Origin of the sequence: Bergeyella anatis (assembly GCF_036016955.1) — a bacterium.
Lineage (GTDB): Bacteria > Bacteroidota > Bacteroidia > Flavobacteriales > Weeksellaceae > JAYWXI01.
In genome coordinates this window covers 46,044-59,067 of record NZ_JAYWXI010000006.1, presented here as the reverse complement: position 1 = coordinate 59,067, position 13,024 = coordinate 46,044, and the positions used below count along the sequence as shown (strand labels likewise).

The following is a 13,024-nucleotide window of genomic DNA, read 5'->3' as shown; positions in this document are numbered from 1 at the left end:
TTTTTCAGGAATTTTGAAAAGGGGAAAAAGGCAAATCCTAATGTTTATCAGGTCATTTTTAATTTTGTGTTCATATTGGGGGAGGGGATTTTTGGGGAGAAAAAAGTAAACCCTCTTTTTTTTCACGATCGAAAAAAAGAGGGTTTTTTACTGGGGTAATACTAATTACGGTTTTTTCAAAGCATCCGTGTAAGCTTGCCAGCCTGCGATTTTGTAGTCCAATGCGGCTTTTTCGGGCTGATCGGCTTTGTAGATGCCTCGTCCTACAATGATGAAGTCGGTTTGGAGGTTTTTAAATGCATGCTGGGGGGTACTGTATTGTTGGCCTTTGCCGTCTCCGGAGGTTTCCAGATTTATACCGGGAGTAAAAAGCAGGAGTTCTTCGGGAATCGGGTTTTGGGCTACGCCTCCGATGACGTTGGGATGCGAAAGGGCAATTTTTAGCGCTTCTTCGCGGTAGTTTGCATCGGTTAGGGCGCCTTTGGAAGACATGCCGACAATGGCGATGACGCCGGAGTTGTGGAAGAAATCCAAGGAAGGAGAGCCTCCGATGACTTGGGAGGTGATTAGGTCGGCCCATGCCGAAATCCGGTAGATGCCGTAGGAGTATTGGAGTTCCTGAGTGTTTCCGATGTCGGCGAACTTACGGTCTTCCATCAACAGGAAGTTGTGCTTTTGGGCGATATCAATTAGAGGGAGAATGGTTTTGTCGTAATCAAAATCGGTGATGATGTCGATATGGGTTTTCAAGGCAACGATGTGCGGACCTACGTTTTCAGCCAGTTCATGGAGTTCTTTGGTGGTGATGACGTCGGCAGAAGCAATGAGGTTGGATTTTTTATCCAAAGCGATTTCCAGCAGCTTTTTGGCTGCGGAATGGTTTTGGCGTTCCCGTTTTTGCTCGTAGGAGAGGCGGCTGGGCGTGTCAAACTGAATCGGGTTGCCTTCCAGAAAAGCATTGATTCGTTGGACTTGTTTGTCGTCCAATAGATTTTCTTCACGGAGAATGGTGCACACTTCGGAAATGGTAAAGAGGGTGTGGACACGGAATCCTTTGCTTTCGAGTAGGGCGGTACCACCTTGTTGACGGTCAAGGACGATGAGGATGTCGGCGACACTCAGGCCTTCGTTTTCGATTTCGGGAATGGTTTCCAGTAAAGATTTTCCGGAGGTGATGACGTCTTCAACCAAAAGACAGCTTTGTCCTTTTTGGAAAACACCTTCAATTAATTTTTTGGTGCCGTAAGTTTTGGCTTCTTTTCTTTTGATGATTAATGGGATTTGGCTTTCCAAAGAGATGGCGGTGGCCATCGGGAGGGCGGCATAGGGAACGCCGCAAATTAAATCGAAGTTCCGATCGGGCAAAAGGTTCAAAAGGTGATGCGCCAATTGCTTCAGAATTTTGGGATCGGAGGCCAGTGGGCGGAGATCAACATAGAAAGGGCTTTCGATACCGCTTTTGAGGGTGAATTTTCCGAACTTGATGATGCCGTGCTTGTAGCACTCCAGAAAGAACGCTTTTTTATTTTCCATTTTTACTTTTCACTTTGCACAAAGTTAAGGCTATTTGTCGGAAGAAAGAAGCTTGTCGATCGGAAAGTGTTTTTTGGAAAAACCTTAGGAGCGGGGAATAAAAAAAAAACAGCACCGGACTTTTCTTTAGAAAAACGATGCTGTTGGAGGGTAATGTTTTTTACTTCGGTTACATACCGAGGCTTTCGCGAACTTTTTTCAGGGTTTGGGCGGCGATGGCTCTGGTTTTTTTTGCCCCTTCCATCAGCTTGGCGTCTAATTCTTCGAGATGGGTCATATAGTAATCGAAGGTTTCCCTTTGGGGGGCGTATTGTTCTAAAATTAATTGGAGAAGTTCGGTTTTGGCGTGGCCGTAGCCGTAGTTTCCGCCCAAATAGTTCTGCCGCATTTTTTCGGTTTGTTCGGCGGAGGCAATCAGGGCGTAGAGAGCAAAGACTTTGCAGGTTTCCGGGTCTTTGGGGGCTTCCAAGGGGGTGGAATCCGTCTCAATGGCCATGATTTGTTTTTTTAGTTGCTTTTGAGGCAGAAAGATGTTGATGATATTGCCTCTGGATTTGGACATTTTTTCACCGTCGGTACCGGGGACGTATTTGGTTTCTTCCTGTAATTTGGCTTGAGGCAGGGTGAATACTTCGCCCATTTGGTGGTTGAATCTTGCACCCATATCCCTTGCCATTTCTAAATGCTGCAGTTGGTCTTTTCCCACGGGAACGATTTCGGCTCCGTAGAGTAGAATGTCAGCCGCCATTAGGACAGGGTAAGTAAACAAGCCTACGTTGACGTCTTCCAAACGGTCGGCTTTATCCTTGAAGGAGTGCGCCAATTGCATCCGAGAGTAAGGAAAGAAGCAGGATAGATACCAAGCCAGTTCGCAGACTTCGGGAACGTCGCTTTGGCGGTAGAAGTACGTTTTTTCTGTGTCCAATCCGAAAGCCAGCCACGCAGCAGCGATTTGGTAGGTGTTTCGTTTCAGTTCCTCCGCATTTTTGATTTGGGTGAGCGAATGCATATTGGCAATGAACAAGAACGATTCGTTTTCCGGTTTTTTGGATAATTCGATGGCTGGAATGATGGCTCCGAGCAAATTGCCGAGATGAGGGGTTCCGGTGGCTTGTATCCCCGTGAGTATTCTGGACATGGTTTTAATTATGGTTTGAAATCAATTTTTAGATTAACTTTTAGGTTAAGGGAGCCGCGCTCCCATTTTTACAGAGTGCAAAAATAAGGAATCTGAAAGACATGAAAAGGGCCGTTTTCTAAGGGATGGTGATTTTTTCGCCTCCAAATTTCGGAGTTACGCCAAAGAGAAAATCCAAAAAGACTTTGGCTCGGGCGAAATATTCGCGGATTTGGGTTTTGAATCCGGCATAGCGGTTAACGTCTTCCGCATTGTAGCCGTAGGCTTCGATGCCGTGTTTTCGGGCAATGAAAACGGCTCTTTCGTTATGGAATTTTTGAGAAATAATGATAAACGCTTTTTGCCCAAAAATGGTTTGAGCCCTGAGAACGGAGTCTAAGGTACGGAGTCCGGCAAAATCTTGGAAAATATGTTCTCTCGGGATGCCGCGAGCCACGAGTTCGTTGGTCATGTCTTCAGGTTCGTTGTAGTGTTTTAGCGAATGGTCTCCGCTGACGATCAGGTAGCGGACTTTTCCCGATTTGTAAAGACGTTCGGCGGCATCAATGCGGTAGTAGAAGTAATAATTTTTATAGCCGTTGGCCAGTGTTTTGCTTGTGCCCAAGACCAAACCGACTTTTTGGGCGGGAAGCGAGGTTAGGTCTTCGGTGATGCGGTCTTGAGTCTCGGATTGGATGGTATGGTGGCTCCACCAAACGAAAAGAGAAACAAGGGCGACAAGGCCTGCAGGCAATAAAAGGATGGATTTTTTTAAGCGCAACATTTATTTTTTTCTATAACGTGGAAATTAACTCGTTTCTTATCCATTGCAATTTGTAATGGTTTTCCCACTGCTTAGCTTGAATTTCGGTGAGTTTTTCTTTTGTTTCTAAGAGTTTGGTTTCTCTGGCATTAATCAGGAAAACCGAGCCGTCTCCATTGAGGAAACGTAAATGTTCCCCTCGGAGAAGTTGTTCGTAGAGGAGAATGTTTTTTTGAGCCAAACCTTCCTGACGGTGATAGTTTTCTTGTTCGTTTCGGTATTGTTGAAGTTTGGCGTCCAGTTCGTTTTGCTTTAGGGCGAGATCCAATTCGTTTTGGAGGAGTTTTAGCTTTGCGTTTTCATAATGGGCTCTTTCGGTGCGCAAAAAAATGGGAATTTCCAGTTTGATTCCGTATTGGAAGTTCTCTCGGAAAACCGGAAAAAACTGCCATTGGTCTTTTCGGATGAAATGATAGACTAAATCCAGTTTGGGCAGAAGGCTTTGGAATTTTAGTTTTTTTTCCACCTGAAGAAAATCTTGCTTGTTCCGATAGTATAAGAGAGCGTTATGGTTTGCGAGGATTGGAAGGGAGTGTTCGGATTCCGGGCTTGGGGTTTCGGATAAGTCTTCCGGCACTATGTGGGAAGGGAGCATAACCATGCGGGTGTGGTCGTCCCAAAGAAATACCGAAAGTTGGAGTGTGGCATTTTTGAAATGGGTTTCGGCTTCATTGACTTTCAGCTCAAAAAGTTGCATTTGGGCGGCGGCTTCAACGGTGTCAATGGCTGGTCTTTCGCCCAGTTCGTAGGTTTTTTGAATCATTTTAAGCCGTTGTTTGTTGTTTTGATAGCCGTTGCGGTTAATGGTGAGAATTTGATGACTTTTCCACCACTCAATGTAGGCCTGGCTGGCTTTTAGCAAAAGGTCGTTGATGAGAAGATTCTGTTCGTTTTCGGTCATTTGGGCGAAAAGGCGGGCTTGTTGGATGGAGGCTCTTCTTTGGTCGAACAGCAAGCCTTTGGCTAAGGGGATTTCCACGCCGATTTGTTGGAGGGTTCCCTTGGTATCGCTGAGGTCTAACTTTTGCCCTTCGAGGTTTTTTACTTCTCCGATGAGGTTGAGGCCATACCAAGTCGGGAGTTCGATGTTCAGGCTCTGTTGGCGGTAATAGCCTACACCGCCAATGTTTTTTTCTCCGGCTTTGGCAGAAAGTTTAGGGTCGAGTTGGCCTTTGGCGGCTAGGATTTGGTTTTGGGTTATTTGATTTTGCAACCGGCTTTGCCTTACGGTGGGGTGAAAGGTTTTTACGATGGTCATGAATTGATTCAGAGTAAGCGATTCTTGCCCCTGTATTTCAAGACTCACCAATGATAAAACGAGGAGAACGAATTTTTGGATTTTATTTTTTGGCATTCTCTTGATTTTTATCGGGTTGAACGTCGTAATAATTGGGAGGGAAGCCGTTGATATTACGCCAGATTTCGTACCATATCGGTACGTCGTTGAGCAGAGCAATGCCTTGGGTTGCTGTGCCTATTTTAATGGATTTAGGCCAGGGTTTATGGGTTGGTTCTTCCACGACGATGGCTTTGAAAAGACCATTGGCGCTAATGTTGTTTTCAACGGCCAATACTTTTCCTGCGAAAGTTCCGTGGCTGGCGCTGGGCCATCCGGAGAATACGATGGCAGGGTAACCGTCAAAGGTGAAAACTACTTTCTGTCCGGGTTTTACAAGAGGCAGATCCACGGGTTTGATATAGATTTCGGAAACATATTGAGCTTTGTCAGGGACGATGGTGGCAATATTTTCGCCTTCTTTCACGATTTCTCCGAGCCCTGATTTACTGATATTGACGATTTGCCCGTCTTGCGAAGCAATGAGGTGGTACAGCCCTTGTCTGACTTTGTAATTGGCCACTTGGTTTTGAAGTTTGGCAATTTCGCCTTCACTGCCGGCGACAGAGGATAGGCTGGCGAATTTTTCGCCCTCGATTTTGCTTACCTTTTCGGCGTACTCTTGCAGTACTGTATTTTGTTCCAAACGGGTATTCAGAAGGTCTTGTCGTGTGACGGTGATTTTGTTTTCGGCATGGGTCTTTTTGGCATTGGCGTTTTGGTAGGCCACGCTTCTCTGTTGGAGTTGGGTAAGAGAGACCAGCCCTTCTTCATACATTTTGTTTTGCCTGTCGTATTGGTCTTTGGCGAGTTTTAGTTCGTTACTGGCGGCTTCCAGCTCGGATTGTTCGGCCTTGAGTTTACTTTGAAGCTGGGTTAGTTTATTTTCCAGTTGGCTTAGTTTCAGTTTTTTGGCTTCGTTTAAGGCTTGAACTTGGTGGTCGGCTGTGGAAATCTTGGAGGAATAGTATTCTCTCATGTGTTTTTTGGCTTCCACTTGTTGTTCGGTGCGTTCCACGAGCAGGGGATCCATGTAATCCTCTTTGATTTCGGAGATTTGCAGCAGAGTGTCTCCTTTTTTCACTTGATCGCCGTTCTTTACGTACCAGCGCGTTATTTTTCCGGGGATGGGCGAATTGAGGGCTTGGGGACGTTGATCCTGATGCAAGGTGGTGATTTGTCCTTTGGTTTTGATGTTTTGCGTCCAAGGTAAAAATAGGATGAGAAGCAGGGCGCCCAAGGCGAACCAAAACCATCGCTTAATCGAAGATTTTTGGTTGATTTTGTATATTTTTTGGTAGGAGGAATAGTTGCTGTGCATGCTTTTCGTTTTTATAATTGGTGCAATTGGCCTTCTTGGATTCGGTAGGCTTGGTGGGACAGGGCTTGGTAGTCTTCTTCTGCCCCTATGATGATGATGGTTCGGTGTTGTGCGAGTTCTTTTAGGAAGGTTTTCATTTTTGCTTTAATTTCGGGGCTGAAGCCTTCCAATGGATCTTCTAAGAGGAGAAGTCTTTTGGTGCCGACAAAGGACCGAAGCAGGAGGATGAGTTTTTTTGTACTATAAGCTAGTCGCCGGTCGGCGGTTTGAATCTCGGTTAAAAGACCTTCTTTGAAGAGGCCAGCGAAATTTTCAAGGCCTATTCTTTCGGCGATTTCGATGATGTTTTGATTGCTTACGGTGGGATTTCCTAGGTTGATGTTTTCCAGGATGTTGCCTTTAAAGACTTCCAAATCGTTACTGTAAAGACCGATGTGTTTTCTGAGTTGGGAAGATTGGAAATTTTGAATCGGAATTTTATCCAAAAAAACACGGCCGGAAAAAGGTTCGTACAGTCCGGAAATCAGATGGATTAAAAGAGATTTTCCGGAGCCTTGTCTTCCGGTAATCAGGGTGATGGTGTTTTTGGGGAAGGAGAAATTTAGGTTTCGGATTAAAGGGGCGTTTTGGTCGAAGCCAAAGGTTAATTCTTGCGCTTGCACTTCAAAGCCGTCTTGTTTTTCTTCTGGGAGGAAGAGGCCTGAGGTTTCTTCTTTTAGGTCCAGAATTTTGGAGAGTTTGGTGAATGAAGTGACAATGTCGTAATATTTTTCAAGGCTTTTGATGAGTTTTTCGACGGCGGTCATAATGGTAAGCACCACAATTTCCGTAGCGATGAAAGCGCCAATGTTTAGTTTTTGATTCAGGAGCAGGTAGGTTCCCAAGAGCAGCATGGCCAAGGTGATGAGAACTTTGAAAAAAATAATGGTTTTATACTGAAATAATAGTACCTTGAAATGAGAGGTGCGGTAGTCGAGGTATCGGATTAGTTTTTTGTTGGTTTCTTCGGTATGGGCTTGCAGGAAGGCGTTATTTTTGAAAGTTTTTAAATCTCTGGAAACTTCTTCCAGCCACGAGGCAATGTCGTATTTGTGGTGGCTTTCTTCCAGGCTGGTTTCGATGCCTTGATCTTTTGTGAAGTAAAAAATAAGAGCCACCACGATCAGAATGAAGATCGAAAAAAAGATGAAGTAAGGATGATAAAAGGAAAGTAATATTAATCCGAATACGATTTGGATGAGGGCTACGGGCAGGTCCAATAGGAGTTTGGATAGACCTTTCTGAAGGTTTTGCGTGTCAAAAAAACGGTTAACCAGTTCGGGGAGGTAGTACTGGTTGGCGTAGGTCAGATTGATTTTGGGTAATTTTTCGGCAAAGGCCATGGCGTAGTGGACGAAAATTTTTTGTTGGATTTTTTCGATGATTTCCATAACCCGCACCTGGAAATAACCATAGAGAAACGTCCCGAAGGTTACCAAAGCAATCAGGATGTAGATGGAGGTTACCATGGTGGCTCCGAAAGTATAATTAATGATGGCTTGGATGCCCAAAGGTACCGAAAGGCTTACCAGTCCGCTGAGGATGGCATAGAAATAAATGTTGGCGATATCCTTTTTTTCGGAGGAAAGAAAAGACCATAGTTTTTGCGAGTGATTGACCTTGGCCATATAAAAAATTTCCGCAAATATAATTTGCGGAAATGGTTGAGCCAAGAAAAAAAATAATTATTTAGAATTAGTCTAAATATTTTCGGATTTAAAAATCCAATCCGTTAGGGAAGGCTTTCTTCTTAAAAAGAATCAAGAGGGCTGCGCCTATGGTGATGGCGGAATCGGCCACGTTAAAAATGTATTTGAAGAATTCGATGTGTTTTCCTCCGATCAGCGGCCAGCTTTCGGGAACGTGCCAATCCACTAGCGGAAAATGCAGCATGTCGACCACACAGCCTTTCATAAAGTGCGAGTAGCCGTTGCCCCAGCTTACTTCGGAGATGCCTCCGTAATCGATCCACCGTCCGATACTTTCGTCGTACACCGTTCCGCTGTCGAAGATCATGCCGTAGAACATCCCGTCAATCAGGTTGCCGATGGCTCCTGCAAAAATCATGGCCATGGGGATGAGCAGGTAGTTGGTGGTTCGCCCTTGTTTAATCCATTGGCTGAAGAGGTAGACCATTCCTCCGATCAGGGCAATACGCATGAGCACTAGAAAGTACTTGCCAATCAGTCCTCCGAAGTGAAGACCGTAGGCCATGCCCGGGTTTTCGACAAAGGTTAGCCGAAACCAATCCTGTCCCATGACGGGGATGCTTTCACCGAGGTGGAAATGGGTTTTGATGTAAAATTTCGACCATTGGTCGATGAGTAGGATGATCAGGGTAACAATGGCTATTTTCTTCATTGGGATCCACGGGGGTATAATGCAAAACGTAATGCGGCGGACGCATTACATTTTGTAGGGTTGTATTTTCTGATGGGTTTTATCTTTGCATATTTTTGGCTTCGATGCTCAGTGTGGCATGAGGCACGGCTCTTAGACGTTCTTTGGGAATGAGTTTTCCGGTAACCCGGCATACACCGTAGGTTTTGTTTTCGATACGGATGAGGGCGTGTTTTAAATCGCGGATGAATTTCTCCTGACGACCGGCCAAGATGGCATTTTGCTCTTTGCTCAGGGTTTCGGCACCTTCTTCAAAGGCTTTAAAGGTCGGGGAGGTGTCGTCCGTACCATTGTTTTGGTCGTTAATGAAATTTTGGTTAATCAAAGCAAGGTCTTTTTCGGCCTTGTCGATCTTGTCCAGGATGATTTCCTTAAACTCCTGTAAATCCGCATCGCTGTAACGTTGTCTTTCTTCGGTCATCTTATTTTGTGTTTTTTATTGGTTTACTAGGGGCAGGAGAGCCTTTTCTCCTGCCGTTTTTTACTGTTTTTCAATGGCCACTTTAAACGGAATATCGTCTATTTCGATCTCATCGAAGTGGGTTAGTGAATTTACGAATTTTATTTCGTTTGACAAAACTTCGGAGGCGATATAATCGTTGTTTTCCTTAATTTCTTTTTCGAATGGCGAACCGCTTTCCAAGGCGATGACGATACGGTCGGTTAGATCGAAAGCCTTGTCTTTTCTGAGGTTTTGCACCCGATTGATAAATTCTCTGGCCACTCCTTCTGCTTTGAGTTCATCGGTTAGCGTCAAATCTAATGCCACGGTGATTTTTCCTTCGCTTGCGACGGTCCATCCGGGGATGTCTTTGGTTAGGATTTCCACGTCGTCGGTTGTGATGGTGTAGCCTGAAACTTCGATGCTTCCTTCTTTTTCTAGTTGGGCGATTTGTTCACCAGAAAAACTTTGAATTTCGGCAGCCACGCTCTTCATGTCTTTACCTAATTTCGGGCCGAGTGTCTTAAAATTCGGTTTGATTTGTTTGACGATGAGGTGAGCGGCTTGTTCGGCGTCGATGAGCTCCAATTCTTTGACGTTGACCTCTTGTTTAATCAGGGCTGAAACAGCAGCGATTTGCTCCTGCGTTTTTTTATCCAACACGGGAATCATTACTTTTTGGAGAGGCTGTCTTACCTTGATGTTTTCTTTTTTCCTTAAGGAAAAGACCATGGAGGTAATGGTTTGGGCCAAATGGGTTTTCTCCACCAGATCTTGGTCGATTTTGTTTTCCTGGGCCACAGGGAAATCGGTGAGGTGGACGGATTCGGCAGTGTCTTTACCGGTTACGCCATTGAGGTCTCTGTAGAGACGATCCATGAAAAACGGAGCGATGGGAGCCGAAATTTTGGCCACGGTTTCCAAACAAGTGTAGAGGGTTTGGTAGGCGGATATTTTATCCTCGGTGTAATCTCCTTTCCAGAATCGGCGACGGCAGAGACGGACGTACCAATTGCTCAGGTTGTCGTTAACGAAGGTGTTGATGGCTCTGGCGACCTTCGTCGGTTCGTAATCCTGATAATTTTCGGTTACTTCTTTTACCAGTAGATTGAGTTCGGAGAGAATCCAACGGTCAATCTCCGGTCGGTTTTCGATGTCTTTTTCTTCGTATTTAAAGCCGTCTACGTTGGCATACAATGCAAAGAACGAGTACGTATTGTAAAGGGTTCCGAAAAACTTCCGTCGGACTTCGTCGATCCCTTCGACATCGAATTTTAGATTTTCCCAAGGGTTGGCATTGGCTATCATGTACCAGCGGGTGGCATCGGGACCGTAGGTTTTCAGGGTTTCGAAAGGATCCACGGCGTTGCCTAATCGTTTGGACATTTTTTGGCCGTTTTTGTCGAGGACTAAGCCGTTGGATACAACGTTTTTGTAAGCTACGGAGTCAAATACGGTCGTGGCAATGGCATGAAGAGTGTAAAACCAGCCTCGGGTTTGGTCAACGCCTTCCGCGATGAAGTCGGCAGGGAATGCTTTTCCGCTATCGATTAGCTCCTTGTTTTCGAAAGGGTAATGAAGTTGGGCGTAAGGCATGGATCCAGAGTCGAACCAAACATCGATGAGATCGGATTCCCGTTTCATGGCTTTACCACTGTCGGAGACCAAAATGATGCGGTCCACGATGTTTTTGTGAAGGTCGATTTTGGCGTAGTTTTCTTCCGTCATGTTGCCGATTTCAAAATCCTTGAACGGATTTTCCGTCATGACGCCTGCGTTGACGGCTTTTTCGATTTCGTTGAAGAGTTCTTCTACGGAACCGATGCATTTTTCTTCTTTTAAGTCTTCGGATCTCCAGATAGGAAGAGGGATGCCCCAATATCTTGAACGCGAGAGATTCCAGTCGTTGACATTCTCCAGCCAGTTGGCAAATCTTCCTTCGCCGGTCGACTTGGGTTTCCAGTTGATGCCTTCGTTTAGCTCGGTCAAACGGGCTCTTTTTTCGGTCATTTTTACGAACCAAGAATCCAGCGGGTAGTACAAAACCGGTTTGTCTGTTCTCCAGCAGTGAGGATAAGAGTGAACGTATTTTTCAACCTTGAAGGCTTTGTTTTCGGTTTTCAATAGGATGGCCAGTTCCACATCCCATGATTTTTCGGGGGCGCTTCCTTCGTCGTAATAGTCGTTTTTGATGTATTTTCCACCGAAAAGTTCGGGAACGCGGTCGCCTTTTAAGAATTTACCCTGAAGGTCAACCAAAGGCACCAAATTATCGTTTTGATCTCTTACGAGCATTGGAGGAATGCTATTTTCTTTTGCTACGCGGGCGTCGTCTGCACCGAAAGTTGGAGCAATGTGGACGATACCGGTACCGTCTTCCGTGGTAACGAAATCGCCTAAGATGACCCGGAAAGCCTGGTCTGCATTTTCAGCGGGAAGAAACCAAGGGATAAGTTGCTCGTAACGTGTTCCTTCGAGGTCTTTTCCGGAGAATTCAGCTAAGATTTGGTAAGGGATGGTTTTGCTTTCGCTGGTGTAGGCTGCCAACTCTTCCTCGGTAGCCGGAGTGTATTTTTTGCCGAAAGTTTTTTCTAAAAGGACTTTGGCCAATACGACGTGAACCGGTTCAAAAGTGTATTGGTTGAAGGTTTTGACCAGTACGTAATCGATGGCGCTTCCTACGGCCAGTGCGGTATTGGAAGGCAAAGTCCAAGGCGTAGTCGTCCATGCCAAAACCGAAACCTCTCGTCCTTCGAATAGGCTTTTTAGAGCTTCGCTGGGACGGGTGACCTTGAATTGAGCAACGACGGTTGTATCCGAAACATCACGGTAGGTTCCGGGCTGGTTTAGCTCGTGGGATGAGAGCCCTGTGCCCGCTTTGGGCGAGTAGGGCTGGATGGTATAGCCTTTATAAAGTAATTTTTTATCGTACAGTTGTTTCAGCAGCCACCATACGGTTTCCATGTATTTGGGTTCGTAGGTGATGTAAGGGTGATTGAGATCTACCCAGTAGCCGATCTTTTCGGTCAGGTCGTTCCACACGTCGGTGTAGCGCATGACGGCTTCGCGGCAGGCTTTATTGTAATCTTCAACGGAAATTTTGGTGCCGATGTCTTCTTTGGTGATGCCTAATTCTTTTTCCACGCCGAGTTCTATCGGTAGTCCATGGGTGTCCCATCCGGCTTTTCTAAAGACTTTTTTTCCGTTTTGGGTTTGGAAACGGCAGAAAATATCTTTGATGGTTCGGGCCATTACGTGATGGATTCCGGGCATTCCGTTGGCAGAAGGTGGTCCTTCGTAGAAGACGAATTCGTCTTTGCCTTCACGGATTTCGACGGATTTTTTAAAGGTTTCTTGTTCTTTCCAAAGTGCGGCCACCTCTTCTGCCACTGCAGTGAGGTTTAAGTTTTTATATTCGTTAAACTTCTTCATTTTCAATCTATTCAGATAGTGAATTTAAGAATGCGAATATAAGAATTTTTGATGTATTTTTTGGGGTTATGAAGTCTTTTTTACGGGAGGTGTTTTCTTTTGGAATTTTTTCATCAAAAGGTAGGAGCAAACACCGAACAAAACTGCGCCTGAAATGGCCATGAGGGTACTTCCGATAAGGTATTGGAGGAGGTTGTTTTGGAGGCTTTGGAAATCGAAATTCTCTTGGCGGGTTGGAGAAGTGGTGTTTTTCACGAAGGGAGAGCCGATAAGCAGAGCGAGATAAACGAAAAATGGAATTAAAGGAGCGATGGAGAGTTGAGCAAACAAGAACGTGAGCATTTTATTTAGACGGAAGCTAACGGATAACCAGAGGGCTAGCAGGGTGTGCAGGCCCCAAAAGGGAGAGAGTCCGATGAACGTTCCCAAAGCGATGGACTTGGCTTTGGTTTCAATACTGCCTTCGCTTTCCAAAATATTCTCTTTTAAAAAGCGCTTCCAACCTTTTCGGCGAATGTAGCGGTAGACTGTTTTTTGGCTGTTGAGGCTTTTTTGAAAGGCTTTTTTCACAAGGGTATTTT

10 protein-coding genes are annotated in these 13,024 nt (G+C 45.3%); all 10 read right to left on the bottom strand.

Translation table 11 applies throughout. The features are described 5' to 3' along the window. Positions 1–165: 165 nt before the first annotated feature. The gene (pyrF, locus tag VQ048_RS05865; RefSeq protein WP_327610758.1) at positions 166–1,533 is read right to left on the bottom strand and encodes an orotidine-5'-phosphate decarboxylase; all 1,368 of its coding nucleotides are present in this window, start codon (positions 1,531–1,533) and stop codon (positions 166–168) included. A gap of 169 nt (positions 1,534–1,702) precedes the next feature. Then, positions 1,703–2,671, bottom strand: coding sequence for a tryptophan--tRNA ligase (gene trpS, locus VQ048_RS05860; protein ID WP_327610757.1), 969 nt, complete (start codon positions 2,669–2,671; stop codon positions 1,703–1,705). A 118-nt stretch (positions 2,672–2,789) separates the two neighbouring features. Next, entirely contained in the window at positions 2,790–3,434 is a 645-nt protein-coding gene (locus tag VQ048_RS05855; protein WP_327610756.1) for a SanA/YdcF family protein, read from the bottom strand. A gap of 10 nt (positions 3,435–3,444) precedes the next feature. Continuing rightward, entirely contained in the window at positions 3,445–4,827 is a 1,383-nt protein-coding gene (locus VQ048_RS05850) for a TolC family protein (RefSeq protein ID WP_327610755.1), read from the bottom strand. After that, entirely contained in the window at positions 4,814–6,130 is a 1,317-nt protein-coding gene (locus VQ048_RS05845; RefSeq protein WP_327610754.1) for an HlyD family secretion protein, read from the bottom strand. The genes VQ048_RS05850 and VQ048_RS05845 overlap by 14 nt, the downstream gene beginning before the upstream one ends. 11 nt (positions 6,131–6,141) lie before the next feature. After that, entirely contained in the window at positions 6,142–7,797 is a 1,656-nt protein-coding gene (locus tag VQ048_RS05840) for an ATP-binding cassette domain-containing protein (protein WP_327610753.1), read from the bottom strand. A gap of 88 nt (positions 7,798–7,885) precedes the next feature. After that, a complete protein-coding gene (locus VQ048_RS05835) occupies positions 7,886–8,530 on the bottom strand; it encodes a lipoprotein signal peptidase (RefSeq protein WP_327610752.1) in 645 nt (214 codons plus the stop codon). A gap of 79 nt (positions 8,531–8,609) precedes the next feature. Continuing rightward, complete coding sequence (locus VQ048_RS05830) at positions 8,610–8,990, bottom strand: TraR/DksA family transcriptional regulator (protein WP_327610751.1); 381 nt, start codon at positions 8,988–8,990, stop codon at positions 8,610–8,612. A 60-nt stretch (positions 8,991–9,050) separates the two neighbouring features. After that, entirely contained in the window at positions 9,051–12,443 is a 3,393-nt protein-coding gene (gene ileS, locus VQ048_RS05825; RefSeq protein WP_327610750.1) for an isoleucine--tRNA ligase, read from the bottom strand. A gap of 66 nt (positions 12,444–12,509) precedes the next feature. After that, the gene (locus VQ048_RS05820) at positions 12,510–13,013 is read right to left on the bottom strand and encodes a DUF2062 domain-containing protein (RefSeq protein ID WP_327610749.1); all 504 of its coding nucleotides are present in this window, start codon (positions 13,011–13,013) and stop codon (positions 12,510–12,512) included. Between the last annotated feature and the right edge of the window lie 11 nt (positions 13,014–13,024).

Coding starts and splice junctions, on each gene's coding strand:
- VQ048_RS05830 (WP_327610751.1), bottom strand. CDS start 8,990: ATGACCGAAGAAAGACAACGTTACAGCGATGCGGATTTACAGGAGTTT.
- ileS (WP_327610750.1), bottom strand. CDS start 12,443: ATGAAGAAGTTTAACGAATATAAAAACTTAAACCTCACTGCAGTGGCA.
- trpS (WP_327610757.1), bottom strand. CDS start 2,671: ATGTCCAGAATACTCACGGGGATACAAGCCACCGGAACCCCTCATCTC.
- VQ048_RS05840 (WP_327610753.1), bottom strand. CDS start 7,797: ATGGCCAAGGTCAATCACTCGCAAAAACTATGGTCTTTTCTTTCCTCC.
- VQ048_RS05835 (WP_327610752.1), bottom strand. CDS start 8,530: ATGAAGAAAATAGCCATTGTTACCCTGATCATCCTACTCATCGACCAA.
- VQ048_RS05855 (WP_327610756.1), bottom strand. CDS start 3,434: ATGTTGCGCTTAAAAAAATCCATCCTTTTATTGCCTGCAGGCCTTGTC.
- VQ048_RS05850 (WP_327610755.1), bottom strand. CDS start 4,827: ATGCCAAAAAATAAAATCCAAAAATTCGTTCTCCTCGTTTTATCATTG.
- pyrF (WP_327610758.1), bottom strand. CDS start 1,533: ATGGAAAATAAAAAAGCGTTCTTTCTGGAGTGCTACAAGCACGGCATC.
- VQ048_RS05845 (WP_327610754.1), bottom strand. CDS start 6,130: ATGCACAGCAACTATTCCTCCTACCAAAAAATATACAAAATCAACCAA.